Raw genomic sequence first — 26,541 nt, forward strand, 5'->3', positions numbered from 1 at the left:
CCTAGCCGCTTTCGGCCGGGGGTCCAGGCAGAAGGATTTTCACGGGCAGTACCCGACCTATGCCGCCTGCCTGGCGGCGCGGGCCAGGCTCCAGCGCCGGGGTTCGGCCAGCGTCAGGATCAGCACCGCAGCCGCCAGGTTGCAGGCGGACCCGGCCAGGATGGGGATGGTATAGGACCCGGTCACGTCGAACGCGTGGCCCGCCAGAAGCGGCCCGAAGAACGCCCCAAGGCCGCCCGACGTGTAGAGCAGGCCCATGATCCCGGTGACCGCGCGACCACCGAAGAAGTCCATGATCAGGGCCGGGATCATGGCGACATAGCCGCCATAGCAGGCACCGAAGACGACGGCGAAGACGGCCAGCGCCAGCGCCGCGGAGGAAAAGGCCCAGAGCAGCAGCATGGCGGCGATCGCGGCCATTGCCGTGGCGATCGTCTCGCGTCGGCCAAATCGGTCGGCCAGGCCGCCCAGGGCAAAGCGGCCCACGATGCTGCCCACCCCGATCAGACCCACCAGCAGGGCACCGAACCGCGCCGACATGCCGTGGTCGAGTGCAAAGGGTGCCAGGTGCACGAACGGGATCATGATGCCGCCACAGGCGATCGAATTCGCCAGCCACATCTGCCAGAACGGCCGGCTGGCGACGGCAGCGCGCAGGGTCAGGCCGGCGGCGGCGGTTGCCTGTGTCGTGCCGTCCTCGTGCGCGACGCCCGCTGCGGCGGGGGAGGGCAGGACGAGCAGCGCGCTGAGCAGCATCAGGCCGCCGCACACCACGCCCAGGATGACGAAGGCCGCGCGCCAGCCCGCCGTCTCGATCAGCAGCGCCGCGGCATAGGGGACGGCGAGCGTCCCAATGCCGATGCCGGTGACCGCGACGCCAGAGGCGAAGCCTCGGCGGCGCCCGAACCAGCGCTGGACGGCGCCGATCGACGGGACGTAGAGGAAGCCTGCGCCGATGCCGACGCCCAGGCCGAAACCGGCATAGACCACGACCAGGTCCCGGGCCTGCCCGGCCAGGATCAGGCCGCCGCCCAGGATCACGGCGCCGGCCACCATCATTGGCCGGGGCCCGAAGCGGTCAGCGCCCAGGCCCGACACCATGCCGACGCCGAAGACCATCAGCCCGGCAACGGAAAAGACCAGCGCGACATCGGCGCGGCTGGCCTGGAACTCGCTGGCGAGCGCCGGGAAGAAGGCGGCGAAGGCGTACTGCGCGCCAAAGGCCGCCAGCATGCCCAGATGGGCCGCGGCGACCACACGCCAGCCTGGATAGATTCCCCGCATGCGCCAAGGCTGGCGCAGGCGGCCGACCCGTCACAAGTGCCGAACGCTCATGGCTGGTGTGAGTGCGTGCGGTCCAGCCCGCGCGACGGCTTCAGGAGGCCAGGCGCAGCGGCACCGGGGCCGCGTCCGAAACCTCGTCCGTCCACACCACGAAGCGGCTGAGGGCGGCCCGGCCATAGCTGGTGCTGATCGCCACGTCGGACGCGTCACGGCCATAGGCGATGGGCACGCGGCCGATGCGCGGGGTGTTGTGGCGGGCGTCGAACGTGTACCAGTCGCCACCGATATAGGCTTCGAACCAGCCGCTGAAATCCATCGGGCAGTCGACCGGCGGCACACCGATATCGCCCAGGTAGCCGGTGCAATAGCGCGCCGGGATGTTCATGCAGCGCGTCAGGGCGATCGCCAGATGGGCGAAGTCGCGGCACACGCCCCGCTTTTCCTGGAACCCCTCCCAGGCCGTGCGGGTGCAGCGGGCATGGGGATAGCCGAACTCGATATGGTTGTGGACGAAGTCGACGATCGCCTGGACCCGCGCCCAGCCACCCTGGATGTGGCCGAACTGGTTCCACGCGAACTCGGACAGCAGGTCCGTCTCGCAATAGCGGCTGCCCAGGAGGTAGACGAGCGTCTCCTCCGGCAGGTCGTGCACGTCGTGCTGGCGGGCGTCCCAGTTCACGCGGTCCGGCTGGCCCGAGTCCTGGATCAGGGCGTCCGTCGACACCCGGAAGGGGCCAGGCCCCGCCACGATGCGGGTGCACCAGTTGCCGAAGCTGTCGCGATAGGCCTTCACCGGCAGGCCGGTCGGCTGAAAGCGCAGCGTATCCGGCACGATCAGGTCGCCGCGCCGGGCCTGGTGGACGTTCAACGTCAGCACCATCGCCGTCTGGTGCGGCAGTTCGAACCCGATATCGAAGCCAAGCCTGATCTTCATGGCGTTCCCTGTACTCTGACCCGGTCGACGGGCATTACGGACAGGCGCCAGAATGGATCCGCTCCGAATTCGTTCCAGCTCTACGCCGATCGTGCCTCGATGACGTCAGCGGTTGCCGGGCATCAGGCATGTGCCCGCGTCCGCATCGCTCAGGACGGGATAGTCAGCAGTCGCCGGAACCTGGTAGTGCCACCACTCAAAGGGGTAATGCTCGAACCCCGCTTCCGCCATCAGGCCCAGCAGCAGCAGCCGGTTGCGCGCGGCCTCCCTGGCCACGGAAGCGCCGTGCCAGGATGCTTCGGTCATGTCGTCGAAGGCGGTGCCCATGTCGAGCGGGGTGCCGTCCGCCTCCTGCAGGGTCAGGTCGATGGCAACTCCGCGCGAGTGGTGCGAGCCGCGTTTCCCCGGATTAGCCACGTAGCGGTCGTCGGGCAGGAAAGTCCACAAGGCCCATTGCGCTTCGACCGGGCGAAAGGCATCGAACACGCGCAAGGCCAGGCCCAGCGCTTGGGCCCGCGCCGCGGCCTTCAGCAGAAGCGTCGCCGCCTCGGCCCGGAGGAAGGCCGCTGGCCGGGCATAGACGGCCTTGCCCGTGAAGTTGTCAGCACGGGCATAGGCGATGTCGAGGGCCAAGCCGGGACCCGGATGAAGTTCGACCAGTTGTGGTGGCGTCATGGTGCCCCGGTTCGTTCAGGCGACGTGTTCAGAACCCTTGCCCGCTCACGCGACGTCGCTGGCCAGGCGCAGGGCGGCGGCGCGGTCATAGCCGTGGGCGGCGGAGAGCAGGCGCTGGGTGTACGGATGCTCGGCCCGACCGGCACGCAGGGCGGCGGAATCCAGCCGCTCCACGATGCGCCCCTGCGTCATCACGGCCAGGTTGCGGCACAGGTGCGCGATGACGGCCAGGTTGTGGCTGACCAGGATCGCCGTGATCTGGCGCGCGGCCACGATCTCGGCCAGCAGGTTCAGGATCTCCGCCTGGACCGAGACGTCGAGGGCGGAGGTCGGCTCGTCCAGCAGCAGGACCGGCGGTTCCAGGATCAGGGCGCGGGCGAGCGCCACGCGCTGGCGCTGCCCGCCCGAGAGCTGGTGCGGGTAGCGGAACCGGAACTGCGGCCCCAGGCCCACGGCGCGCAGCGCCTCCACGATGCGGGCGTCCGCCTGGTCCAGCCGATGGACCGCGATCGGCTCGCGCAGGGTCCGGTCGACCGTGTGCCGCGGGTGGAGCGAGCCGAAGGGGTCCTGGAACACCATCTGGAGCGTGCGGCGATCCTCGTGGCTGCGCCGACGGCCCAGTACGTGGCCGGCCACGGTGATGCGCCCGGCCTGCGGCGTCACCAGGCCGGCGATCGCGCGCAGCACCGTCGACTTGCCCGAGCCCGATTCGCCGACCAGGCCGTAGACCTCGCCCTTCTGGACATCGAAGCTGACCCGGTCGACGGCGCGCACGGCACCGGGGCCGTGCCCGAATTCCACCACAAGATCCTCGACCGCGATGACGCGCATCAGGCGCTCGCCCAGGCAGGATCGCGCTGCAGGGTGGGCAGGACGCGGCGTTCGTCGTCCAGCGCGGGCATGCAATCCAGCAGGCCGCGGACATAGGGGTGCGTCGCCCTGTGCAGCTCATTCGCCTTCAGCGACTCGACGATGCGGCCCGCATACATGACCAGGACCCGGTCGCAGAACGAGGCGACCAGGTTCAGGTCGTGACTGACGAAGAGCAGGCCCATGCCGCGGCTGGTCACCAGGTCGTCCAGGATCGCCAGGACCTGCATCTGCACCGTGACGTCCAGGGCGGAGGTGGGCTCGTCCGCGATCAGCAGGTCCGGCTCCGGCGCCAGCATCATGGCGATCATGATGCGCTGGCCCATGCCGCCCGATACCTCGTGCGGGTGCAGGCGGAAGGCGCGTTCCGGATCGCGGATGCGCACCGCGTCCAGCGCCTCCAACGCCTTGACCCTGGCCTGGGCCGTCGAGAGACCGCGGGCGATGCGCAGCGCCTCCACGATCTGGGCCCCGATCGTCATGACCGGGTTCAGGGAATAGCGCGGGTCCTGCAGCACCATCGACATGCGACGACCGCGCAAGCGCCGCATGCGCCGCTCGCTCAGGGACAGGATGTCGGTGCCGTCGAAGGCCAGGCGGGTCGCGCTGACCTGTCCGGGCGGGCGGATCAGCCGCAGGCAGGCGCGGCCCGTCATCGTCTTGCCCGAGCCGGATTCGCCGACCAGGCCCACCTTTTCCCGGCCAACCTGGAAGCTGATGCCGCGCACCGCCTCCACCGTGCCATGGCGGCCGGGAAAGCTGACCCGCAGGTCGGCGACGTCAAGGAGCGGGGCGCTCATCCGCGCTTGGGGTCCAGCACGTCGCGCAGGCCGTCGCCCAGCAGGTTGAAGCCCAGCGAGACGAGGAAGATCGCAATCCCCGGAATGGTGCAGACCCACCATTGGTCATAGAGATAGTCGCGCCCGCTTGCCACCATGGCACCCCATTCGGGGGCGGGCGGCCGCGCGCCCAGGCCCAGGAAGCCCAGGCCCGCCGCGGTCAGGATCACGCCCGCCATGTCCAGCGTGGCCCGGATCACGGCGGAGGATGCGCAGAGCGGCAGGATGTGGCGCACGATGATGCGCAATGGCCCCGCGCCCATCAGACGCGCCGCCGCCAGGAAGTCCGACTGCCGCACGGTCAGCGTCTCTGCCCTGGCCAGGCGGGCATAAGGCGGCCAGGTGGTCAGGGCGATGGCCAGGACCGCATTCTCGATCCCAGGGCCCAGGCTGGCGGCAAAGGCCAGTGCCAGGATCAGGCGGGGAAAGGCCATGAAGATGTCGGTGATGCGCATCAGCACGGCGTCGACGATGCCGCCGAACAGGCCCGCCGCCATGCCGATGGCCAGGCCAATGGGCACCACGATGATGGCGACCAGGCCGACGATCACCAGCGTCAGCTGCGCCCCATGGACGACGCGGGCATAGATGTCCCGCCCCAGTTCGTCCGTGCCGAACCAGTGCTCGGCCGAGGGCGGCGCCAGCCGGTTCGGCAGGTTCTGCGCAATCGGGTCCTGGGGCGCCAGGATGGGGGCAAAGGCCGCGACGAACACCAGGCCCAGCACGATCGTCAGCCCGATCACGGTGGTCGGGTCGCGCAGCAGGGCGCGCAGGCCGCCGTACCAGCGCACGGCCCAGGCCTGGGCTGCCGTCTGCGGGCTTTCGGCATTGAGCCAGGCCTGCAAGCCTGGTTTCTGCATGGTGCGCCCCAGGGTCATGAGCGGGCCCTGGGGTCGGCCAGGTGGTAGAGCAGGTCGGACAGGCGGTTCAACGTCATGAACACGGCGCCGATCACGATCGTGGCCCCCAGGACCGCGCTCATGTCCGCGGCGAACAGCGCGTTCTTGATATAGAGGCCGATCCCCGGCCAGGCGAAGACCGTTTCAGTGAGCACAGCCCCCTCCAGCAGCGAGGCATAGGTCAGGACGATGACGGTGATCAGGGGCACGACGGTGTTGCCCAAAGCGTGGCGCCAGATCACCCGCGCCTCGGACAGACCCTTGACCCGTGCCGTCGTCACGTATTCCTGCGCCAGTTCGTTGAGCATGAAGCTGCGCGTCATGCGCGCGATATAGGCCATCGAGAAATAGCCCAGGATGCCGGCCGGCAGGACCAAGTGCATGACCGCGTCCCAGGCAGCGCCCGTGTCGCCGGCAAGAAGGGCATCGACGATCAGCACGCCCGTGACCGTCGGCACCATGCCGTCATAGAGGATGTCGGCGCGGCCCGGCCCCGCCACCCAGTCCAGCCTGGCATAGAAGATCAGCAGCCCGACCAGCCCCAGCCAGAACACCGGCACGGAATAGCCGACCAGGCCCACCACGCGGACAATGTGATCGATCATGGTGCCGCGCCTGGCCGCGGCGATCACGCCCAGGGGCACGCCCAGGATCACGCCGATCAGGGTGGCGACGGTCGCCAGTTCCAGCGTGGCCGGAAAGAACACGGCCAGGTCCTCCGTCACCCGGCGCCCGGTCATCACCGACTGGCCCAGGTCGCCCTGGACCAGCTTCTGGAGATAGAGCGCGTATTGCACCGGGATCGGCTTGTCCAGGCCAAGCTCAAGGCGCGTGCGCTCATAGACGTGGGCCGGTGCCCGGTCGCCCACGATGGCGATCACGGGGTCGATCGGGATGACCCGGCCGATGACGAAGGTGATGACGGTCAGGCCCAGCAGCGTCAGGGCCAGGCTGATGAAGAAGCGGGCCAGCGCCGCGATCCAGCGCGGCACGCCCCGCCGGCTGCGGGCGGACGCCGCCGGGCCGCCGCCCGGCGCGATGTCCAGGGTCCCGGCGTCAGCCACGCTGACGCCGGGCGCTGGTGCGGATCGGGATCCGGAGGCTCAGGATCGTCTCCCGCCTACTTGGTGATCCCGCGATAATAGACCTGGTCGAACGTGGCACCCGAGACGAAGGTCTTCACCGTGGCGCGCCGCGCCGTCACCTCGGTCGTCTGGAACATGATGACGAACGGGCTGTCGTCGCGCACCACCTGCTGGATCTCGTGATAGAGCTGGGTGCGCTTGGCCTCGTCCGTTTCCTTGACCGCGGCATCGCTCTTGGCGGTCAGTTCGGGAATGTCCCAGGCATTGCGCCAGGCCAGCGGCTTGGCGGAGGCATCGTCGGAGTTGTCGGGATTGCGCGAGAACGTGTCGGCGTTCGAATGCGGGTCCTGGTAGTCGGGCGACCAGTAGAGCAGCACCATCTCGTGTCCGCGGGCACGGTACTTGGTGATGACGGTCTTCTGGTCGGACGAGTTGATCGTGACCTTGATCCCCGCCTGACCGAAGGTCGACTGGATCGACTGGCCGATGTCCTTCCAGGGGAAGGTGCTGGGCACGTCGAACTGGATCTCGAAACCGTCCGCCAGGCCCGCCTTGGCCAGCAGGTCCTTGGCCTTGGCGACGTCCAGGGTATAGGGCGTCTCCTCGATCCCGCCCAGGAAGCCGGTCGGCACGAAGTTCTGGTGCACCTTGACCAGCCCCTTCAGGAAGCTGTCGGCCATGCCCTGGTAGTCGACCAGGTAGCGCAGGGCCTGCCGCACTTCCGGCTTGGCCAGGTTGGCCACCTTCTGGTTCAGGCCAAGGTAGTAGACGTCGGCCTTGGGCGCTGCCGAGACGGTGATGTCGGCATTGCCCTCGACCCCCTTCAGCAGGTCGGGCGACAGGTTGCGGGCCACGTCGATATCGCCCTTCTGCAGCAGCAGGAGCTGGGCGGACGGCTCGGCGATGTGGCGAACGATGACGCGCTTCATCGTGGGCGCGCCGGCGCGGAAGTTCTCGAACGCCTGCAGCGAGACGGACTCGTTCGGCTTCCACGCGACCAGCTTGTAGGCGCCGCTGGCGGCCGAATTGTTCTTCAGCCAGGCATGGCCCAGGTCGCCATCGGCCTCATGCTCCAGGGCCAGCTTGCTGTCCACCACGCAGGCGACATTGGCGGACAGGGCATTGAGGACGAAGGTCGGCGCGAAGTCGGCGGTGATCTTCAGCACCAGCGTGGTCGCGTCCGGCGCGGTCACCAGCTCGGTCACGTTCTCCTTGTCCCAGCCGAACTGGGTCAGGATGAAGGCGGGCGTCAGGTCCAGCTTCACCACCCGCTGCAGCGACCAGGCGACGTCCGCCGCGGTCAGCGGATTGCCCGACTGGAAGGTCAGGCCGGAGCGGATCTTGAACGTGTAGGTCTGGCCGTCGATCGTCCAGCTTTCGGCAACACCGCCGACCAGCTTGGACGTATCCTCGGCGTCATAGATCATCAGCTTGTCGTAGATGTTCGAGACGACTTCGCCGCCCGAGAACTCGAACACCTCCGCCGGATCCAGCGTGATGATGTCGTCGATGTTCTTGGCCATCACCAGCGCGTCGGCAGGCGTTGCCGCCTGGGCCGGCATGACCTGGGGCGATGCCGCAAGCATCCATGCCGCGGCAAGGCCTGCCGCGATGGTCCTGAACCCTCGGCCCCTCATCAACTTGCGCATCGCCAAGCTCCCCCCTGCCGAATGACCTTCCGGTGGGAAAAAGCCTAAGTCGGCGGAAGGCCGGCGGTCCAGGGCCGCATGCGCAAAAAGCGTTGACGACCGATGGCAGGCGTTCCGGCCGGCGGAACGCCTGGGCCCCGGGTCAGGCCGCGGGGCTCTTGCGGGTGCGGCGCCGGGCGGGGGCCGCCGCGTCCGGTGCCGGTGCCGGTGCCGATGTGGGTGCAGGTGCCGGGGAACGGGTCGCCGCCTCCTGCGCGCGGTTCACCGCGGCGACCCGTTCCAGCAGGGCGCGCGTGCGCAGCAGGGCGATCAGGTCGTTCACGACCTCGATCCCGACCTGGCCCAGGGCAGCGACGCTGTCGCCGCCAAGCTTGCCCGCGACGCGGCCATAGAACTGGTCGATCTCGCGCTCGGCCATGGCCTCGATCACGTCGACATAAAGCTTGGTGACCGTGGGGTCGAAGCCGTTGCGCTCGTCATAGCCGGCGACCTTGGCCCGGCCCCACAACCTGGCGATGGCGACATCGAAGGACGAGATGCCGGCCCCGTCCGGTCCGTCCACCAGGCGCACCACGCCGCATTCGGCCAGCACGCGCAGGTCGGCCTCGCTCAGGCCGGCAATGCGCACCGCCTCGGCCAGGCCGACATGGTCGTGGCGCGGGGCCAGGCCCATGCGCGCGGCCAGGTTCACATCCAGTTCGGGGATGCTGGACAGCGGCTCCGGCGTCTGCGGCGCCTCCATCAGCACCTTGATCAGTGACAGCGGCAGGTAGCGTTCCTGCTGCAGCCGGCGGATCATCTGCAGGCGCCGCACATGGCCGTCGTCATAGACGGCGACATTGGCCTTGGGCCGGTCCGGTTCCGGCAGCAGGCCTTCGCGGATATAGAAGCGGATCGTCTCCCGGCCGATGCCGGTGCGCCGCTCCAGTTCCTTCATTTTCATGAACCCTGGATGCAGGGTCCGCAGTGCAGACGTCAAGGGCTGCGCACCGGGGTGCGTCTTGGCGATCGGCGATTGGCAGTCCGCCGCACCCGCCCCATCGGAGCGGGCGCGGCGTCTCCCCCCTTTATCGCCAGGACATGGCCCCTATTCCGCGGCGGCGGCGGTTGCCTGCCGGGCGCGGGCCATCACGTTCTCGATGTGCTGGCGCCGTGCGTCGAAGGCGCGGGCGATCTCCTGGTCCTCGTCCTGCATGGCCTGGACGTCGGCCTGGGCATAGCCGAGCACGCCCATCTGGTCATAGGCCGCGACGATGCGGGGGCTCCACAGGCCGATGTCCTTGACGATCGGCACGATGCGCGAGAACAGGGCCGAGCGGAAACCGGCCATGTAGCCGCTGTCATAGGTATGCGCGGCGCAGGCCTCGACGTTCAGGCCGAGGTTCTGCCACAGCTCGGCCGAATCGAAGCGGTCGCGCATCAGGTAGCAGGCCTCGACCAGGAACTCCTCGCGCTCGCGACGCTCGGCCTCGCTCAGGTGCGGGTAGTAGTCGCGCAAGGCCAGCCGGCCGAACGCCACATGGCGCGACTCGTCCTGCATCACATAGGCATTGACCTGCTGCGCCAGAGGGTTCTGGGCGTTGTCCCGGACCTGGGCAAAGGCAGCGAGCGCCAGCCCCTCGATCACCACCTGCATGCCGAGATAGGTCATGTCCCAGCGGCTGTCGCGCAGGACCTGGTCGATCAGTTCCCACAGCGGCTTGGTCATGGGGTAGGTCACCCCGAACTTGGACAGCAGGCGCTTGTAGGTCTCGACATGGCGGGCCTCGTCGATCGTCTGGGTCGAGGCATAGAACTTGGAGTCGATGTCGGGGACCTGCGTCACGATCTTGGCCGCGCAGATCAGGGCGCCCTGTTCGCCGTGCATGAACTGCGACAATTGCCAGGCCTGGTGATGGCGGCGCACGGTCGCCTTTTCCCGTGCCGACATCTTCTCATACTCGGCCATGCCGGCGATCGGCAGCATGGCCTCGGGCAACTGCTGCGGGTTCTCCTCATCGATTTCCTGGGTCCAGTCGATGCGCGCGACCGAATCCCACTGCATGTCCACGCCCATGCGGTAGAGGTGGCTCATCGCCGCGCGGTCCTCGTCGTAGCGCCAGTCGAAGGCGGCATCGAAGCCCTGCGGCACGGTCCAGACGCTGTCCTTGACCGGGATCGCATAGGTATCGGCCAGTCGCATGGGTTTGTCCTCCATCGCAAAGTGCGGAGCATTGATCCGCATTTCTGTCGACGGTACAGCCCGGCAGCGCTCTTGCCAACAGCAATCTGAACGGCGTTATCCGCCCCGGCCCTGTCAGCGCTGGCCGCCGACCAGATCGCGGAACAGGCGGCGCAAGGCCTCCGGCTCCGGTGCTTCCCCCGCGTCCAACGGCCCGCGCAAGGCGGCGGCAAAGCCCAGGCCCGTCTGCACGCCGCCCAGTTCGGACAGCGAGATCGGGCGGCACGCCTTGAGCATCCAGGACAGGTCGGGCGAGGGGAAGCGCGCCTCCAGCGGCTCCACCCAGGTCAGCGTCCAGCAGGCATCGCGCAGGCGGACCGCCTGGGGTCCGAACTCGGCCTCGAACGCGCTTGCGTCGCGCTCCACCGCGGCCAGGGCGCTGCCCGCGCGCGCCAGGGTCGGTCCCGCCTCCCGCGCCAGGTCCAGGCCGTTCGCCTCGCCGATCTCCATGATCCCGACAAGTGCCACCAGGGCGTAGGAGCCGTAGTAGAGCGCCCGTGGGCCGCGCCGCATCTCAAGGGGCAGCAGGCCGCGGGCATCGACCTGCGCCACGCCCCGCCGGAACTGCCGGGTCGAGAAGGCAAGCCAGGCCGGCTCGTCGACCGCCACGGCGGCGGCGGCGACGGCAAAGCCGGCCCAGTAGACCAGGTTGTTGGGCCAGTCGTAGCCGCCACCGGGGCCGAAATAGACGATCACGTGGCGCGCCAGCGCCCGGATCCAGGCCTTGACCTTCAGCCGGTCGACATAGGCCAGGCGCTCGCCCGCCTGCAGCCGGGCATAGCTGCTGGCAACCGCCGCCAGCAGCCACATCCGCTCGAACTCCCCCTGCTGGGTTGCGGCGACGTCGACCAGGGCGCCCGCGCGGGCCCAGTCCAGAAGCCAGGCGGCGCCGCAGGTCCCCGCGGCGTCATGCCCGGGTGCGGCCCGCAGGTTGCGGGAGGCCAGGCGCGCCAGCCCCTGCTTGAACTGGTCCAGCGGCTCGCGCCGGGCGGCGTAGGCGGCGTACAGCGCCTCGTCCCGCTGCGTGCCGCGCTGGTCGCGAAAGAAGGGCTGGAAGACCAGGTCGGGCGGCGGGGCAGGGGCGCCGCTGCAGGCGAAGTCGTCCAGCGGGTCGCCTGCCGCCGCGCGTTGCGCCGCGACGTCGACCGGACTGCGGAGGGGCTGGGGCAGCGACCCCGCCCCATCCTGCGCCGCGCCAGGCAGGATCGGCAGCACGGCCAGGAACAGGCCCAGGCCCAGTGCCAGCAGCCGCGCGCGCAACGCGCTCAGGTCCCGCTCCGGAAGGCCCGGGCCAGGTGCCACAGCCCGGCGCCAAGTGTCACGACCAGCGCCACCGCGACGCCCGCCACGCCGCCCGGCGGGCCGGCGACCCAGGACAGGCCGGCAATCGCCGCCGCGCCGACGATTGCCGCCACGATGCGCGACCACATCAGCACGCGCGCCGCCCCCAGGATATAGAGCGCCGTCTCGACCGGCTGGCCGACCAGGGTCAGGCCCGCGACCAGCGCCCACAGGCCCAGCAGCAGGTCGGTATGGCCATAGCGGCCGGGAAACAGCACCTCCATCAGCCAGGGGCCAGCCAGCGCCATGCCCAGCGCATAGGGCAGGCCCAGCAGCAGCAGGCGCCGCATCGTGCGCAGCATGGCGCGGCGCAGGGCCGGCGCGCCGCCCTCGGCATGGGCCCGGACCATCGCCAGGCGCTGGACATTGTCGATCGCGGTGATCAGCGTCGCCACCGGGTTCAGGAAGGTGCGCGTGACGTTGAAGTCCGCCACCGCCAGCGGACCCAGCACGCCGCCCACGACAAAACCGTTGAGCTGCATGTAGGACCCGAACGCGACATGGCCCGCCAGGGTCCGCCCGGCCTGCGGCCACAACTCGGCCAGCAGCGGGCGCAGGGCGGTCGCCGGCGCGGCCAGGCGCGGGCGCAGCATCGCGCACAAGGCCGCCCCACTGGCATGGGCGAGGGCCAGCACGCCGGCGATGGCCAGGGCGGGTGCCTGCGGTCCCGCGATCCAGGCCGTGCCGCCTGCGGCAAGGACGGCGAACAGGGCGGCCGCGGGCAGCAGTGCGGCATAGCGTCCCGCAATCATGTGCAGGCGGCGCTCGAAGTCGAAGAGCAGCGCCGGAACCAGCACGACGGCGCTGCACAGCAGCGCGTTCGCCACCCACCAGGGCAAGGCAAGCACCGCCAGTCCGCACAGCGTCAGGGCGAGGGCCGCCAGGACCAGCGCGGTCGCCAGGTTGAGACGAAGCCAGGTGCGGCCACGGATCTTCAGCCGTTCGCCATCATGCAACGTCTGTAGCAGCGGGATGATGACCAGATTGCGGTGAACGCCACCAATCATCAGTGTGACGCCAAAAGACAATGTCAGTGCCGCGACTTCAGTCTGGGGCAATCGCGCTGCCGCGAATAGTGTCAGAAGGAAGGTCGCGCCAGAGATCAGCGCCTGTTCGACCAACGAAATCGAGGTACGGCGCATAGGGTGAATTCGGCCTCAACGCAGAATTAAGGTTAATGTTGACGGGGCGGCTTGGAACCTTCGTCGGGTGAAGACGTTCGCACTGCCACCCGTCACCACAATCCGTGATCCGGATCACGAAAAATCACGACAACGTATCTAAAAATGTTGTAGTGTTCCGCCAGATCACGAAGTACCCGCCCGGAGGGCACATCGCATGCGTTGGCATCGGCATTCCGCGTTCCTGGCCGTCCTGCTGGCCTCCACGTCGGCCATGGCGTCTGGTGCAACGCTCACTGTCATTCAGAACAACCTGGCGGGCAAGTCGCTGGCCCAGGCGAGCTCCGACGAGTTGGCCCGCGCGGCCGAGACCGCGGTCCGGGTCGGTGGCCTCGACGCGACGGAGGTCCTGAACGTCCTCTGCCAGCGCGAGGACGTGCCCTATGACACGTGCGAGAAGGCGGCCATCGCCATCACCGCGGTCGACCTGCCGGCGCCGGCAGCCGGGGCCGCTGGCCTTGCCGTCGCGGGTGGCGGCGCTGCCGCGACCGCCTCTGCCGCGACCGCCTCTGCCACGCCGGCTGCCGCGACCCCTGCTGCCGCCGCACCGGCAGCCGTCACCCAGGCCGTCGCAGCGGCTCCGGAGTCCGCGACGCGCGCCGCGATCCAGGGCAACCTGCGTGGCCCCATCTCCTCGGCCAGCGCCAACGAGCTGGCGGCCGCCGCGCTCCGCACGGTGGGCCAGGGGCACGAGTCGGGCGCCGTGATCGCCGAGGTCTGCAACGACCCCGCCGTCCTCACCGATTCGTGCGAGCGGGTGACCGCCGCCCTGGCCAATGCCGCCGGGGGTGCTGCCCCCGCCGCCGGGACTGTCGCGGTCACCCCCCGCCAGGCCGGCGCCGGCTTGGCCGCCGCCTCTGCTCCCGCTTCGGCCTCGGCAACCTCGACGTCCGCCACGACGGCGGCCGCCGCCTCTGCCGCGCCGTCGGGCACGTTGACCCAGGCCATGGCGCCGACGTCCGGCAATCCCGGCGTGCTGGCCGCGATCGAAGGCAATCTGGGCCGGCCGCTGGCCGGCGCCACGGGCGCGGAGCTGTCGGCCGCGGCCCTGGCGACCGTTGCCCAGGGCTATGACCGCAGCACCGTCCTGGCGGAAGTCTGCACGTCCAACGCGGTGCTGAGCGAGGATTGCGGCCAGGTGGCCTCGGCCCTGGGTGGCGACATCGCCTCCCCCGCGGCCGGCCCCGCCACCGCGCAGGCCACCAATCCCGGCAATGCATCGGCGACGCCCTCGGGCGATGGCCTGGGCGCCGAGGGGGCCCAGATGGCTGCCGCCGATCCGGCCGCCCCGGCCGAGGGCGCTGCCGGCGGCCCGCCGGCGGCCATGCCGTCCGACCCCGCGGTGCGCGCGGCCATCATCTCGAACCTGGGCAAGGACCCGGTCGCCGCGACGCCTGAGGAGATCATGCAGGCGGCCCTGACCACCCAGGCGCAGGGTGTCGACACCGGCCTGATCCTGAACGAGATCTGCAACACCACGGCCGACTTCTTCGAGGCCTGCGCCCTGGTCCTGGATGCGGCCCCGGCAGCCGGCGGCACGCCCGGCGGCCCGGGCAATCCCGGCAATGACGGCAGCACGCCGGACGGTGGGCGCGAACCCCCGGGCAGCTCGGCCTGATTTCGGACCCGACGTTGACGGGACAGGGGCGCGGGCGGAGGCTCTCCTGCCGACACTGAGTACATCCACCATGGGACAGGAGCGCGCGGCCAACCGCGCGCTCCTTCTCGTTGCGGGCGCGGTTGGCCTGGCGCTGGTCGCGTTGGCCGTGCCGCGTGTTGGCGCGGCATTGGCCGGTCTGTCGGGCGAACCGGTGCGCTTTGCCCTGGACCAGGGACAGGACCCGTCGCCCCAGCAATATGAGCGCCTGGCACGGTCACGCACCGCCGCCGCGGCCTGGCACGCCGATCCCGCCCTGCTGCGCGATCTGGCGATCGGCCAGGACATCGCGCGCAGCCTGCATGCCGATCCCGACCGCCGCCTGGCGGACGCAGCGGAGCAGGCCCTGGACCGCGCGCTCCGGGCAGCACCAGCCGATCCGGCCGGCTGGCTGCGCCTGGCCGTGCTGCGCCACGACCGCGACGACGATGCCGGCGCTGCGCTTGCTCTGCTGGCTTCGTTCCGCTCCGGCCCCGGTGATCGCTGGCTGTGGGCGCCTCAGGTCAGGCTGGCCGCCAGCCTGCGCCCGCATCTGGGGCCCCGCGGGTTGGGTGGGGCGCAGCAGGCTCTGCGTGGCCTTTGGCGCACCGATCCCGGCGCGCTGCGCCTGATGCTGGGTGATCCGGCCGTGTTTGCCCTGGCGCTCGCGACCCTGCGGGATGAGGTGCCCGTGGCCACCCTGATGCTGATGCGCCAGAGCGTGGTCGGCCTCCCCGTCGCCCCGCCGCTGTCTCTTCAGGCTCCGCCTGCCGCGACCCCCTGAGCAGGCGCGCTGCGGCGCGCCGCGCCCGGTGCGGCCACTTCCGGCTCCCGAGGGGCCAGCGCCTGGGCCGTGCCCAGCGCCAGCAGCGCCGCATAGAGCAGGGCCACGGCTGGAATCTGCAGGCTGAAGTCGATCAGGGCATGCGTCGCGACCAGTGCGGTCGCCGCGACCGCGACCCAGGCGGGCACGAAGCGCCGCGGCCGCCGCTGCAGTCCCTGCCAGGCCAGCATGGCGGTCCAGGCCAGGGCGGCAACCAGCGCGCTCGCGGCCGGCACGCCCAGCTCGAACGCCAGTTCCAGATAGGAATTGTGGGCGCGGTCGAAGTAGATGGCGAGATCGGGCGTGCGATAGGGGCGGAACGTGTCGGCAAACGTCCCCAGTCCATGGCCCGTCAGGGGCCGGTCGGCGATGCCGGCCACGACCTGGCGATAGGCTTCCAGCCGCTGCCCCGCTTCATTAGCGGTATCACGCAGGCGGCCGAACCGGTCGGCCAAGTCGCCCCCGGAAAAGGCCAGCAGCGCCGCCAGGACGACCGCGCCGCCGCCGCCCATGGCCAGCGCCGCGCGGCGGTTCTTCAGCCGCAGCAGCAGTCCGACGCCCAGCACGACGACGCCCACCAGCACCGCGAGCAGGCCGCCCCGCGACTGGCTCAGCAGCAGTGCCGTCGCATTGGCCAGTGCGCTCATGAAGGCCAGCGCCGGGTCGGCGCTGTGGCGTCCATCGGCTGGCGCCCGTCCGGCCGCGACCTGCGCGCGCCGGGTCAGGCTGCGCACGCCCAGGCCCAGGCTGGCTAGCAGGCCCAGCCCCGCGAACGTCGCGTAGGAATTACGGTTCACGAAGGTGGAGGTCAGGCTGTCCAGGTAGGCCCACTTCTCGAACCCGATGATCGTGCGCGCCCCCAGGGCATGCAGCCACAGGCCATAGAAGGCATAGGCTGCGGTGCCCAGCGCCAGGATGCGGAGCGCGCGATGCGCCCGCTCATGCGTGGCAAAGCCCTGGACGACCAGCCAGAACAAGGCGGCATAGGTCGCCAGGCGCATGATCCCGGTCCAGGTCGCGACCGGATTGGCCGAGATCGTCTCCGGCCCTGCGGCCAGGCCGGCCTGGGGCAGCAGGGACCAGCTCTCATGCGCCAGGCCCAGGCCGCCGGGAATGGTCTGGACCATGGCCCAGGCCAGCGCCAGGCCATAGAGCAGGATGGGCCCGCGCAGCGTGGGCCACGCGACCGGCGGTGATCGCACCTGACCGCCGCCCAGCGCCTGGCGCGCGGTCCATGCCACCAGCAGAAGGCCGACGAGAAGGGCTAGAAGGCTCCACAGTGCCGGACGGTTGGACCCGAATGGCAGCGGCGCCAGCAGCACCAGCGCCATGGTCCCCCAGGCCAGCAGCCGGTCGCCCATCGCAGCGGTCCCCGCCTGTCCTGTGACCGACGATCAGCCGCCCAGGCCGCGCAGCAGGCTCTCGCCCTGCGTGCGCTCGGCCGGCGTCAGGGTCAGGGCCGCGGCGCTGCGCCCGGCCTCGGCATTTCCCTTGCGCGCCGCCAGGCTGTACCAGGCAAAGGCTTCGGCCTTGCCGTCCGGGCGGTCAGCGTGGAGGTCGCCCAGCCGCACATAGGCATAGACGTCGCCCCGCTCGCCAGCCTGCTTCAAAAGAGCAATCGCCGCGGCCTCGTCCTTGGCCACGCCGACGCCCCGAGCATGCAGATTGGCCAGGCGGATCATGCCGCCGGTGTCGCCGCCATCGGCCGCCGCCTTGTACAGGGCGGCAGCCTGGGCCGGGTCGCGCGCGACCCCGCGACCCAGTTCATAGGCCCGGCCCAGTTCCACCTTGGCGGTCAGGTCGCCCTGGTCGGCAAACGGGCGCAGCGCCGCCACGACCTGCTCGGGCGGGGTGACGCCATTGCCGCCGAACACCAGGCGGGCCAGCTGGATGGCCGGGCGCGCATTGCCGGCCTGGGCGTTGGCCAGAAGCGCGGCCTCGCCCTCCTGCTGCAATTGGCCTGCGTCGCCGCCACCCAGTCGGGCCAGCTCCAGCTTGGCATTGGCGTCGCCGTCGGCGGCGGCCTGTTCGAACAGGCTGCGCGCCCGGGCCTGGTCGCGCGGCACGCCGCGCCCGGCATTGTAGAGCCGGCCCAGCCACAGCGCGCCGCGCACGTCGCCGCCATCGAGAGCGGCCTGGTAGAGGCGGGCGGCTTCCTGCGGGTCGGCGGGAACACCTGCCCCCCGATCGTAGAGGCGCGCCAGGCGGAACTGGGCCGCGGCGTTGCCCCCTTGCGCCATCGGCGTCAGCAGGGCCACCGCGCGGGCCAGGTCCTGCGGCACGCCCCGGCCCTGTTCATACAGCATCGACAGGGGGCCGGCCGCGTTGGCATAGCCGGCGTCGATCGCCTTCTGGTACAGCGCCGCCGCCTTGGCCGGGTCGGCGGCGACACCCTGGCCCTGGTCATGCAACTGGCCCAGGCGATAGGCGGCATTGCCGTCGCCGGCGTCGGCCGCGACCTGGTAGAGCTGCGCCGCGCGGGCCAGGTCCTGCGGCACGCCCCGGCCCTGTTCATAGAGCAGGCCAAGCTGGCGCGACGCGCTGGGCTCGCCCGCGCGCGCCCGCGCCTCGAGCGCGGAAGCCGCGTCGCCCAGGATGCTTCCCGTCGCCTGGGGGTCGGCCTCGGCGAACTCCCCGCCCTGGTTGAGGCGCGCCAGGTTCATCAGCGCCGCGGCAGACCCGCCAGAGCCCGCAGCCCGGTACAGGGCCGCGGCGCGGTCGATGTCGCGGGGCACGCCCTCGCCCTTCTCATAGAGCTTGCCCAGTTCGAACCGGGCCAGGGCATTGCCCTCGTCCGCCGGCAGCTTCAGCAGGTTGGCGGCCTGGGCCGGGTCCTTGCCCACGCCCCGGCCGTCGATCAGCATGCGCGCCACCGCGATCCGGGCGCGGTAGTCCGAGCGCCAGCCGCGCCGGGGGGTGAATGTCCGCTCCAGTCCCATGGCCTGGTAGTAGAGGAGGAAGGCGCGGCGCTCGTCCTGCGCGACGCCGGTGCCGGTTTCCAATGCCGCCGCCTGGGCCAGCAGTCCCTCGCGCGAGGTATCCTCCGGCGCCGGGGGGCCCGCGTCCGCGGCGGCTGACCCGGGGCTGGCGGCCGAGCCGTCGGCCGCTGGCAGCGCCGCCGGGGTCGGCTGCGGTGCCGGCGCCGTGGCGCAGGCCGAAAGGGTCGCGGCGGCCCAGAGCGCCAGCGCGGCCGTCCCATGCCGCCGGGTCAAGCTGTTCATGCCTGCGTCTCCTTCTCTACGCGTGCCGCAACACTGTATCCGCCCTGCCTGGGCGCCCTCATGTCGGCGCCGCCCGGCCCTGCGCCAGCGGTCCCGGCCGGCGTTCAGTTCCGAGGTCCGCGCCATCGCCCGGCAGCAGGCCCAGCAGGGCACCCCAGCGGCGCCGGAAGCGGCGCGGGTCGTGATGTTCGGCGACATAGGCGGCACCCCGCCGCGCCGCCTCGTCAAGCCGGTCCAGTTGGGCCTCCGGCGCGCGGATCAGCTCCAGCATCGCCGCCTCGTCCAGCAGCAGGGGATAGTCGGCCAGCTCCGCCGAATCCAGGGCCATCGCCTCGAACGTCAGGCGGTTGCCCACGACCGGAATGCCCCAGGCAAAGGCTTCCAGCACCTTGGTCTTGACGCCGCCGCCGATATAGCTGGGCGACAGCAGGATGGAGCGCGCGTCATAGACCTGGGCCAGGCTGTCGACATAGCCATGGGCGAAGACGCCGGGGGGCAGCGGCCGCTCCCGCGTCATCAAGCCGAACAGGTGCAACTCGGCAGTCGGCCGGTGGCGGTCCCACAGCGCGGCCAGGTGGTCGATCGTCAGGCGGTTCTGCGTCAGGCCATCAGTCCCGATGAAGACGAAGCGCAGCGGCGTCTGGCGCGGTACCGGCGGCGCCACGACCGCGACGACCGGGCGGGTGACCGCGATTGTCGCCCGGGCGCGGCGGCCCAGGCGGCCGCGCACCACCTCAAGCGACTGGGCGTCGACGCTGGACAGCAGGTTGACGGCGTCCGCCAGCTGCAGCACCTCGCGTTCGGCTCCGCGCAGGGACCAGAGTTCGTACCGGGCGATCATGTGGCCGAACAGCGGCGCCGTGACGATCCGGGTCAGGATCCGCGGCAGCTTGGTCGAGAGGTAGCCGGGGGCCACGATCTCGGTCATCGACAGCAGGAGCTCGACCCGTCGCGACATCAGATCGTCGAAGTCGCAGACAATGCGCAGGTCGGGCCGCATCTTGCGCAGGGCCCGCAGGAAGGCGAGCGAGCGTACCCCATCGACATAGACGACCGGGGTGCCCGCGGGAATCGCCGCGATCAGGCTGCCAAAGGCGCCATAGGTCGCAAACAGCGCGCATTGCAGCGCCATCGGCTTCAGTCGCAGCAGGTGCCACAGGAAGGACACCCCCGCGACCAGGAAGGTCAGTACGCCGCCACGTTCAAACAGGTTGGGCAGGCGCAGGTGGGTGACACCCCCGCCATTGGCGGCCGCGGCCTCCTCCATCGCCTCGCGGATGCGGGCGATGACATGGAGGCGGCCAGCCAGCGGCTGCCCGGCCAGTTCGCGGGTCCAGAAGGCAACGCAGCGCGGTCCGGCGGTGCTGGCGGCGGCGGGCGTCATGCGCCACGGCCGTGCAGCGCGGCCTGCGCCGCCTGCGCCTGGCGCGTGATTGCCGAAATCTCGTCCGGGGACAAGGCGCGGGTCTGGATGGCGTCCGCCAATTCCTCGACATGCGCGGTCGAGGTCATGCCCGGCAGGACCGTGCTGACCCCGGCATGGTCGCGGACCCAGGCCAGGGCGGCACCCAGCGGGCTCAGCCCCATCTCCGCCAACAGGCGGCGCAGGGCGGCGGCCTCCGCATTGGGCGGTTCGCCCTTCTGCGCCAGGGCCATCCAGGTGCCGCCGGAAAACGGCTGGCGGGCGATGACGCCCCAGCCGTCCAGCGTTGCCAGCGTCTGTGCAAGGGTTGGCGTGCCCAGCGCGGCACCGGGCAGCTGGACCACGTCGGCAGCATCGGCCGCGGCCCAGGGAGCAACGTCGGCCAACTCCTCGCACGCGGCGCCAAAGGCCCGGATCTTCCCCTGCTCGCGCAGGCGGAGAAGCACTTCCAGCGCCGGCTCGACCATCTCCGGGGCGGGCGGGCTGTGCAGCTGGTAGAGGTCGATATAGTCGGTGCCCAGGCGCTTCAGGCTGGCCTCGACCGCGCCGGCGATGTGGGCGGGCGAGAAGTCGTGGTCATAGGGCCGGGCCCGCCGGTTGGCCAGGGCGCTGCGGACCTGGGGGCTGAGGCGTGCCGCCGCGCGGACCAGCGGCTTCAGCAGCAGCGCCTTGCGCCCGGTGCGCGGCAGCAGGAAGCCGCCCTTCGTCGCGATCACGACGGAGGCGCGGACAGGGCGCAGGGCACGGCCCAGGACGCGCTCGCTGTCGCCCTGGCCATAGATGTCGGCGGTGTCGAACAGCGTGATGCCGCGCTCGGCAGCGCGCACGATCGCGCGTTCGGCCTCGGCCTTGCCGACTGCGGCCAGGATCGAGCCGATGCGGCTGAGCCCCATGCCCAGGACGGAGACCTTGAGGCCGGTCCGGCCAAGGGGGCGGCGGGCGATGTCAGGCATCGACCGGTCAGTTTTGGATATAGGCACTGTCACCATAGTAGCTGCCGGCGCCGCCATAGGTGCCGATGCCGGCGTCCGGCTCGGCCATGGACAGGACGATGCCCCCCATGGGCACGCCCCCCTCAGCCAGGCGGCGATAGCCGGCCACGGCACCGGCGCGCGGCGTCTTCGACCAGGCCGCCAGGAACAGGCAATAGTCGACGTCGGTTCCCAGGATCTGGGCGTCGGCCACCACGTTGACCGGCGGGCTGTCGATCACGATCAGGTCATACTTGTCGCGGACCGAGGCGATGAACTCCGCCAGCACGGGCCGGCGCAGCATTTCCTGGGGATCGCCCTTGGCCTGGCCCGCGGTGACCACGTGCATGCCGGTGGCACCGTCGGTCGCATGGCGCAGCTCCGACAGGGGCGCGCCGGCCAGGATCGCGTTGAGCCCGGGGTCCAGGCTGAGGTTCAGAAGCGTGTGCACGCTGGGCCGGCGCAGGTCGGCATCGATCAGCAGCACCCGGCGCCCCGCCTTGGCGATGACGCGGCAGAGCGAGGTGGCAAGGACCGACTTGCCCTCGCCCGGCTGGGACGAGGTGACGAGCAGGACCAGCGCGCGCGCCGCGTCGCCTCCACCCTCGCCCTGGCCGGCGGTGCGGCGATCCTCGCGCAGGAGCAGGCTGGTATGCAGCGCGCGGCACGCCTCGGCATAGGCCGAGAACGGCTTCTCGACGACATAGTCCTGGGGCCGGTCCTTGAACGCGACGGCGCGGATGCGCGGAACCACGGCGATCGGGCGCACGCCCAGCATGCGTTCGATCTCCGCCGCCGAGACGAAGCCGGCACGCAGCCGCTCGCGCCCGAACACCACGCCCAGGGCGATGATGATCGACCCGACGAAGGCGACGCTGAGCAGCACCATCGAATTGGGGAACGAGCGTTCGATCGGCACCAGGGCGCGCGACACGATCCACGCATCCGGCCGCTCATAGGTGACCTGCTGCGTCTGCTTGAACCGGTCGATGAAGGTCTCGAACACGCCGCGCGTGGCCGCGGCCTCGCGCTCCAGGCTGCGCTGCCCGACCATCGCCCGGCTCAGCCGGTCCTGGTCGGCCTGCAGCAGGTCGAGCTCGGTTTCCAGCCCTGCGACGGAGGCATCGGCGATGGTCGATTCGTTGCGCAGTGCCGCCAGGATCGAATCGGCGGTGATCGCCCCGCCCGACGTGCGGGCACGGACCAGGAACTCCGTCCCGATCGCGCCAAAGACGGCGGCGGTACCGCGCTCGGCCACCTGCTCGGCGACGGCCAGCCGGGCGCGCGCCGTCTCGGCATCGGCCTTGGCCCGCGCCACCAGGCGCGAAACCTCCTGCACCTCGTCCGACAGGCGCTCGGCATTGCGGCCGCGCACCGTGCCATGCTCCATGCGATAGGCCTCGACCTTCAGGTCGGCCTCCTCCGCCGCCCGGCGCAGGTCGGCCGTGCGTTCGTTCAGCCAGTCGGTCGCCTGGCGCGTGGCCAGGTACTTCTGCTCCAGCTGCTGTTCCAGATAGGCCTCGGCCAGCGTGTTGGCGACATGCGCCGCCAGGCCCGGGTGATCGGAGGTGAACGAGATCGAGATGGCGCGCGAGCGGCCGACCGTGGTGACACTCAGCCGGTCCTCGAACAGGTCGATGACGGCGCCGCGGTACTCGGGATCGTCCATGCCTGCAGGCGTCGCCGATTCGCCGCCGAACAGGCGCGACCAGCCGCGGCCGCTGTCGGGCTGGAACTCCGGCACCTTGGTCAGGTCCAGCTTCTGCACGACGCGCTCCGCCAGTTCGGGCGCGCGCAGAACCTGGATCTCGCTCTCGACCGCCAGGGCGTCGGCGGTCACGTCGGACACCACGTTCTGGATGTCGATGATCTGGTTGCGCCGGGCGTCGACCATGACCACGGCGCTGGCGGTATAGAGCGGCGTCAGCTGGATCAGCACGATGATCGCCAGCGTCATCACGGCGCCCACGATCGAGATCAGGATCCAGCGCTCGCGCCACAGGGTGGCCACGATCTCGCGCAGGTCGATGCCGGCCAGCGCCGCCTGGAAGCTGGATGGGGTGTCCGTTTCAGTGCCGCCGATCATCGCGCCTTACTGGATCCCCGCATGCGTCGTACCAGCCAATGCACCGCCCCCGGACGAATCTGCCCGGACCGATCAGTGCAACGGCGGCGACAATAAAACATCAACCCGTCAGGCCTACAACGACAGGGGTAAACGAGCGCTTGCCGCGCTAGGATTAATCGGTTGGGCCGGCCCCCGCTTCCGCGGCCGGCCCCTGTTGCGAGGAGGAGGCAGGATGAAGCGCGCCAGGTTCACGGCAGCGGTCGTGGTGCTGCTCTGGTGCTGTGCGATCGGCACCGCGGCCAGCGGGGCGCAGGCAGCCCCCCTGTTCGGCACGCGCGAGGTCGGCAATCCGAACATTGGCCGATTTCCCAAATGGACGGATGTCCTGGCCCGCATCCAGCGCATGGACGCGGCCGAGAACTGTTCCGGGGGCGGATTTGGCGCCTGTCCCTTTGCGGAGTGGCAGGCCAAGATCGCAGCCGTGCGCGGCCTGGCCCCGATGGAACAACTGGCCGCGGTGAACAGCTTCGCCAATCGCTGGACCTATGTGACGGACCGGGTCAACTACAACCTGGATGACTACTGGGCGACGCCACGCCAGTTCCTGTACAGGAATGGTGATTGCGAGGACTATGCCATCATCAAGTGGGCCACCCTCAGCGCGCTGGGCTTCGATCCCAATTCCATGCGGATCGTGGTCGTCAAGGACCAGAACCTGGGCGTGGACCATGCCATCCTGGCCGTGTACATGGGCCCAAAGATCTTCATCCTGGACAATCAGGTCCGTCAGGTGGTCGACAGCACCTCCATCCGTCACTACAAGCCCATCTTCTCGGTGAACGAGGCCGGCTGGTGGATGCATTTCTGAGCAGCGTTGCTCCAGCCCCGGGGCATCCCCGCGCGGCGCGCGGCAGCGTGCAGGCGGGGCAGCCGGTGCTGGTCCTGGCGACCTGCGCGGTGCTCTATGGCCTGTGGCTCAACAGCTTCGGCCTGGTCAGCTTCGCCCTGGGCGGGGAGGAGCAGCTGGTGCGCGGTGTGGCGCTGCTGCTGGTGCTGGCGCCGATCGGCCTGCAGCTGGCGCTGCTGCACAATGGCCGCGTCCATGCCTCGGCCCTGGCCCTGTCGGCGCTGCTGATCCTGTCGGTCATGGCCAGTTTCCTGCCGACGCTGGAGGCGTCGCAGGCCCCGGCGCTGATCGTCTCGACCCTTGTCCTGTTCGCGGTGGCCCTGACGCTGGTCGCGGCCCCGGCCAGCCTGGTCGCCGACCTGCTGCGCGTGTTCGCCGTCGGTGGTGCGGCCCTACTGCTGCTGGTCGTCCTGTTCGGCGAATACCGCTGGGGCCGGCTGTTCGGCAACGACCAGCCCAATGCCTGGGCCCGCCTGGGCATGGCGGTTGCCTTTGCCACGCCGCTGGTGCGCCGGCGCTGGCTACGCCATGGCATCTTCGCCCTGTTGCTGGTGCTGATCTATGTCACGCAGTCGCGGGCAACGACCCTGGCCCTGCTGGCGGGCTTTGGCGCCGCCTATTGCGCCTTCGACCTGCGCCGCCAGGGCGGCCGGCATTTCGTGATGGTCGCGGGCGCCGTCGCCCTGGCCCTGCCGGTGCTGCTGGTGTCGTGGGCGACGGTCGATTCCGGGATCCAGGCGATGCTGGCCGACCCGGACGTCAGCGGCCTGGTCAATCCGTATGACCCGGTGCGCGGCCTGGGCGCCCTGGACAATGGCTATGTCGGCCGCTTCACCCTGTGGGACAAGACGATCGCGATCTGGCAGAGCAGCCCGCTGTTCGGTGTGGGCTTCCGCCAGCACAGCGCTGTGCTGCAGGGCATGGTGGGCGAGACCGAACGCCTGATCTCGGCGCACAACGCCTACCTTGCGATGCTCGCGGACCAGGGTCTGGTCGGGCTGATCGTCTATCTCTCCCTGATCGCCCTCGCCCTGCGCGCAGGCCTGCGCCTGGGCGCGCGCTCGCAGCTGGGCCGCATCTGCTTCATGTACGTGGTCGGCTACGCCGTCCTGGGCGGGTTCGAACGCCTGACCATCAATGCCGGCAATGCCCTGTCCATCCTTTTCCTTGTTGCCGCGCTGACCCTGATCAGCGAAGGGGCCCGCGTCCGCTCGGCGCCGCCGGCATGATCCTGTGAGTGCGCATGCCTGATCCGGCAAACCCGACCCTTGCGCCCTTGCGCGTGCTGTGGCTGACGCGGGAGGAGCCCTTTCCGCCCAAGCGCGGCGACCTGTTCTATGCCGCGCACCTGATGACCCACTTGGCCGCGGCAGGCGCGCAAGTGACCGTGGTCACCCGCTCGGAACGCCTGGCGCCGGGGCAGGCGCCGCGCGTCGAGCAGGCCCACGGCGTGACCTGGCACCTGGTGCCCTTTGCCAACCGCTCGCGCGCGGCAAGCCTTGCCTCCAGCCTGCCCAGCGATCCCTATCGCATCTCCACCCCCGCCTTTCGCGCAGCGGTGCGCGGCGCCCTGGCCCAGGGCCCGTGGGACGCGATCGTCCTCAACCACGTGGTGATGGGCTGGGCGCTGGAGCTGGCCCGCACCGCGCCGGGGGCGGCCCTGGTCTATGTGTCGCACAACCACGAGATGTCGCTGCGCCCGGCGGTCGCCGCCGCCGCACAGCGCGGGCCGCTGTTCAAGCTGTTGATGAAGCTGGACGGGCAGAAGAACGCCGCGCTGGAGCGCCGCATGGTCCAGGCGGCCGACCTGGTCACCGCGATCACGGACGAGGACGCCGACCTCTACCGCGCCGACTTTCCGGCCAAGGCGGTGCAGGTGCTGCTGCCCGGCTATGCCGGCGACATGGTGGAGCAGCGCACCATCACGGCCGACGTGCCGCGCCAGGCTGTGCTGCTGGGCACGTTCGACTGGACGGCCAAGCAGCATGGACTGAGCACGCTGCTGGCTGCCGCGCACGAGCCGTTCACCCGCGCCGGGATCCGCCTGGACGTGATCGGCAAGCCGGTCGGAACCCTGTTCGAGACGCTGGCCGCGCGCCACCCGTTCGTCACTTTCTCGGGCTTCGTGCCCGACCTAGCGCCCCATTTTGCCCAGGCCCGGATCGGCATCATGCCCGATACGATCGGCGGCGGGTTCAAGCACAAGAGCCTGCAATACGTCATGCACCGTGTCGTGCTGGCGACGATCGCCAGCCAGGCGATGGGCCTGCCCCTGGCGGCGGGGCAGGACATGGTGGCCGCCGATACGCCGGCAGCGCTGGCCGAAGCGGTTGCGGCGACAATCGATGACCTGCCAAGCTTGAACGCGATGCAGGAGCGGGCCTTTGCCCGCTGCCGGGCGCAATTCGACTGGGCGGCGCGGGGGCGGCTGCTGCACCAGGCCATCGCCCAGGCCGTCGCCGCCCGCCATTGCCGTGTGAACGCTGCCTGAAAGGGCGGCCATCAGGGGGGAAG

General features: G+C 70.5%; 22 protein-coding genes. 5 read left to right on the plus strand and 17 right to left on the minus strand.

What is annotated here, in order from left to right:
• Positions 1-57: 57 nt before the first annotated feature.
• The 12 genes from ACI6GS_RS08040 to ACI6GS_RS08095 form a co-directional block, all read right to left on the minus strand.
• Positions 58-1,284: an MFS transporter gene (locus ACI6GS_RS08040; protein WP_439817268.1), complete on the minus strand. Its 1,227-nt coding sequence runs from the start codon at positions 1,282-1,284 to the stop codon at positions 58-60.
• Positions 1,285-1,375: 91 nt separating this feature from the next.
• Positions 1,376-2,218: a transglutaminase-like domain-containing protein gene (locus ACI6GS_RS08045; protein ID WP_439817269.1), complete on the minus strand. Its 843-nt coding sequence runs from the start codon at positions 2,216-2,218 to the stop codon at positions 1,376-1,378.
• 105 nt (positions 2,219-2,323) lie between these two features.
• Positions 2,324-2,893 carry a D-alanyl-D-alanine dipeptidase gene (gene ddpX / locus ACI6GS_RS08050; RefSeq protein WP_439817270.1) on the minus strand — a complete coding sequence of 190 codons (570 nt, stop codon included), beginning with the start codon at positions 2,891-2,893 and terminating at the stop codon, positions 2,324-2,326.
• Between the two features lie 45 nt (positions 2,894-2,938).
• Entirely contained in the window at positions 2,939-3,724 is a 786-nt protein-coding gene (locus ACI6GS_RS08055; protein WP_439817271.1) for an ABC transporter ATP-binding protein, read from the minus strand.
• Complete coding sequence (locus tag ACI6GS_RS08060; RefSeq protein WP_439817272.1) at positions 3,724-4,563, minus strand: ABC transporter ATP-binding protein; 840 nt, start codon at positions 4,561-4,563, stop codon at positions 3,724-3,726. Before ACI6GS_RS08060 ends, ACI6GS_RS08055 begins: the two co-directional genes overlap by 1 nt.
• A complete protein-coding gene (nikC, locus tag ACI6GS_RS08065) occupies positions 4,560-5,462 on the minus strand; it encodes a nickel transporter permease (RefSeq protein ID WP_439817273.1) in 903 nt (300 codons plus the stop codon). The genes ACI6GS_RS08060 and nikC overlap by 4 nt, the downstream gene beginning before the upstream one ends.
• Before the next feature lie 14 nt (positions 5,463-5,476).
• Positions 5,477-6,481, minus strand: a complete 1,005-nt coding sequence (locus ACI6GS_RS08070; RefSeq protein ID WP_439817945.1) for an ABC transporter permease — start codon at positions 6,479-6,481, stop codon at positions 5,477-5,479.
• A 140-nt stretch (positions 6,482-6,621) separates the two neighbouring features.
• On the minus strand, positions 6,622-8,172 hold the full coding sequence (locus ACI6GS_RS08075) for an ABC transporter substrate-binding protein (protein ID WP_439817274.1): 1,551 nt from the start codon (positions 8,170-8,172) through the stop codon (positions 6,622-6,624).
• A gap of 205 nt (positions 8,173-8,377) precedes the next feature.
• Positions 8,378-9,172, minus strand: coding sequence for a MerR family transcriptional regulator (locus ACI6GS_RS08080; protein ID WP_439817275.1), 795 nt, complete (start codon positions 9,170-9,172; stop codon positions 8,378-8,380).
• Positions 9,173-9,322: 150 nt separating this feature from the next.
• Positions 9,323-10,417 carry a ferritin-like domain-containing protein gene (locus tag ACI6GS_RS08085; protein WP_439817276.1) on the minus strand — a complete coding sequence of 365 codons (1,095 nt, stop codon included), beginning with the start codon at positions 10,415-10,417 and terminating at the stop codon, positions 9,323-9,325.
• A gap of 114 nt (positions 10,418-10,531) precedes the next feature.
• Complete coding sequence (locus tag ACI6GS_RS08090) at positions 10,532-11,716, minus strand: alginate lyase family protein (RefSeq protein WP_439817277.1); 1,185 nt, start codon at positions 11,714-11,716, stop codon at positions 10,532-10,534.
• Between the two features lie 5 nt (positions 11,717-11,721).
• The gene (locus ACI6GS_RS08095) at positions 11,722-12,804 is read right to left on the minus strand and encodes a lipopolysaccharide biosynthesis protein (RefSeq protein WP_439817278.1); all 1,083 of its coding nucleotides are present in this window, start codon (positions 12,802-12,804) and stop codon (positions 11,722-11,724) included.
• A 331-nt stretch (positions 12,805-13,135) separates the two neighbouring features.
• Between ACI6GS_RS08095 and ACI6GS_RS08100 the strand changes: the two genes are divergently transcribed.
• Both ACI6GS_RS08100 and ACI6GS_RS08105 read left to right on the plus strand, forming a co-directional pair.
• Positions 13,136-14,596: a hypothetical protein gene (locus ACI6GS_RS08100; RefSeq protein WP_439817279.1), complete on the plus strand. Its 1,461-nt coding sequence runs from the start codon at positions 13,136-13,138 to the stop codon at positions 14,594-14,596.
• Between the two features lie 70 nt (positions 14,597-14,666).
• On the plus strand, positions 14,667-15,398 hold the full coding sequence (locus ACI6GS_RS08105) for a hypothetical protein (protein ID WP_439817280.1): 732 nt from the start codon (positions 14,667-14,669) through the stop codon (positions 15,396-15,398).
• Here ACI6GS_RS08105 and ACI6GS_RS08110 read toward each other — a convergent pair.
• From ACI6GS_RS08110 to ACI6GS_RS08130, 5 genes are read right to left on the minus strand one after another with little or no spacing between them, the layout of a single operon-like run.
• Entirely contained in the window at positions 15,371-16,798 is a 1,428-nt protein-coding gene (locus ACI6GS_RS08110; protein ID WP_439817281.1) for an O-antigen ligase family protein, read from the minus strand. The two genes, ACI6GS_RS08105 and ACI6GS_RS08110, sit on opposite strands and share 28 nt — an antisense overlap.
• A 33-nt stretch (positions 16,799-16,831) precedes the next feature.
• Positions 16,832-18,658: a tetratricopeptide repeat protein gene (locus ACI6GS_RS08115; RefSeq protein ID WP_439817282.1), complete on the minus strand. Its 1,827-nt coding sequence runs from the start codon at positions 18,656-18,658 to the stop codon at positions 16,832-16,834.
• 58 nt (positions 18,659-18,716) lie between these two features.
• Positions 18,717-20,042, minus strand: coding sequence for a glycosyltransferase (locus ACI6GS_RS08120; protein ID WP_439817283.1), 1,326 nt, complete (start codon positions 20,040-20,042; stop codon positions 18,717-18,719).
• Complete coding sequence (locus ACI6GS_RS08125; protein WP_439817284.1) at positions 20,039-21,034, minus strand: aldo/keto reductase; 996 nt, start codon at positions 21,032-21,034, stop codon at positions 20,039-20,041. The genes ACI6GS_RS08120 and ACI6GS_RS08125 overlap by 4 nt, the downstream gene beginning before the upstream one ends.
• A 7-nt stretch (positions 21,035-21,041) precedes the next feature.
• Positions 21,042-23,138 carry a GumC family protein gene (locus tag ACI6GS_RS08130; protein ID WP_439817285.1) on the minus strand — a complete coding sequence of 699 codons (2,097 nt, stop codon included), beginning with the start codon at positions 23,136-23,138 and terminating at the stop codon, positions 21,042-21,044.
• A 214-nt stretch (positions 23,139-23,352) separates the two neighbouring features.
• On the opposite strand from ACI6GS_RS08130, the gene ACI6GS_RS08135 reads away from it, so the two are divergent.
• From ACI6GS_RS08135 to ACI6GS_RS08145, 3 genes are read left to right on the plus strand one after another with little or no spacing between them, the layout of a single operon-like run.
• Entirely contained in the window at positions 23,353-23,988 is a 636-nt protein-coding gene (locus tag ACI6GS_RS08135; protein ID WP_439817286.1) for a transglutaminase-like cysteine peptidase, read from the plus strand.
• Positions 23,973-25,256, plus strand: a complete 1,284-nt coding sequence (locus tag ACI6GS_RS08140; RefSeq protein ID WP_439817287.1) for an O-antigen ligase family protein — start codon at positions 23,973-23,975, stop codon at positions 25,254-25,256. The genes ACI6GS_RS08135 and ACI6GS_RS08140 overlap by 16 nt, the downstream gene beginning before the upstream one ends.
• Positions 25,257-25,270: 14 nt before the next feature.
• Positions 25,271-26,518: a glycosyltransferase gene (locus ACI6GS_RS08145; protein ID WP_439817288.1), complete on the plus strand. Its 1,248-nt coding sequence runs from the start codon at positions 25,271-25,273 to the stop codon at positions 26,516-26,518.
• Positions 26,519-26,541: the final 23 nt, after the last annotated feature.

The sequence above is a fragment of the Zavarzinia sp. CC-PAN008 genome (assembly GCF_051903925.1).
Taxonomy (GTDB): domain Bacteria; phylum Pseudomonadota; class Alphaproteobacteria; order Zavarziniales; family Zavarziniaceae.

Bases quoted from the DNA above. Each gene is read 5' to 3' on its own strand.
- ACI6GS_RS08040 (WP_439817268.1), bottom strand. From the start codon at position 1,284: ATGCGGGGAATCTATCCAGGCTGGCGTGTGGTCGCCGCGGCCCATCTG.
- ACI6GS_RS08045 (WP_439817269.1), bottom strand. From the start codon at position 2,218: ATGAAGATCAGGCTTGGCTTCGATATCGGGTTCGAACTGCCGCACCAG.
- ddpX (WP_439817270.1), bottom strand. From the start codon at position 2,893: ATGACGCCACCACAACTGGTCGAACTTCATCCGGGTCCCGGCTTGGCC.
- ACI6GS_RS08055 (WP_439817271.1), bottom strand. From the start codon at position 3,724: ATGCGCGTCATCGCGGTCGAGGATCTTGTGGTGGAATTCGGGCACGGC.
- ACI6GS_RS08060 (WP_439817272.1), bottom strand. From the start codon at position 4,563: ATGAGCGCCCCGCTCCTTGACGTCGCCGACCTGCGGGTCAGCTTTCCC.
- nikC (WP_439817273.1), bottom strand. From the start codon at position 5,462: ATGCAGAAACCAGGCTTGCAGGCCTGGCTCAATGCCGAAAGCCCGCAG.
- ACI6GS_RS08075 (WP_439817274.1), bottom strand. From the start codon at position 8,172: ATGCTTGCGGCATCGCCCCAGGTCATGCCGGCCCAGGCGGCAACGCCT.
- ACI6GS_RS08080 (WP_439817275.1), bottom strand. From the start codon at position 9,172: ATGAAGGAACTGGAGCGGCGCACCGGCATCGGCCGGGAGACGATCCGC.
- ACI6GS_RS08085 (WP_439817276.1), bottom strand. From the start codon at position 10,417: ATGCGACTGGCCGATACCTATGCGATCCCGGTCAAGGACAGCGTCTGG.
- ACI6GS_RS08095 (WP_439817278.1), bottom strand. From the start codon at position 12,804: ATGATTGGTGGCGTTCACCGCAATCTGGTCATCATCCCGCTGCTACAG.
- ACI6GS_RS08100 (WP_439817279.1), top strand. From the start codon at position 13,136: ATGCGTTGGCATCGGCATTCCGCGTTCCTGGCCGTCCTGCTGGCCTCC.
- ACI6GS_RS08105 (WP_439817280.1), top strand. From the start codon at position 14,667: ATGGGACAGGAGCGCGCGGCCAACCGCGCGCTCCTTCTCGTTGCGGGC.
- ACI6GS_RS08110 (WP_439817281.1), bottom strand. From the start codon at position 16,798: ATGGGCGACCGGCTGCTGGCCTGGGGGACCATGGCGCTGGTGCTGCTG.
- ACI6GS_RS08115 (WP_439817282.1), bottom strand. From the start codon at position 18,658: ATGAACAGCTTGACCCGGCGGCATGGGACGGCCGCGCTGGCGCTCTGG.
- ACI6GS_RS08120 (WP_439817283.1), bottom strand. From the start codon at position 20,042: ATGACGCCCGCCGCCGCCAGCACCGCCGGACCGCGCTGCGTTGCCTTC.
- ACI6GS_RS08125 (WP_439817284.1), bottom strand. From the start codon at position 21,034: ATGCCTGACATCGCCCGCCGCCCCCTTGGCCGGACCGGCCTCAAGGTC.
- ACI6GS_RS08130 (WP_439817285.1), bottom strand. From the start codon at position 23,138: ATGATCGGCGGCACTGAAACGGACACCCCATCCAGCTTCCAGGCGGCG.
- ACI6GS_RS08135 (WP_439817286.1), top strand. From the start codon at position 23,353: ATGAAGCGCGCCAGGTTCACGGCAGCGGTCGTGGTGCTGCTCTGGTGC.
- ACI6GS_RS08145 (WP_439817288.1), top strand. From the start codon at position 25,271: ATGCCTGATCCGGCAAACCCGACCCTTGCGCCCTTGCGCGTGCTGTGG.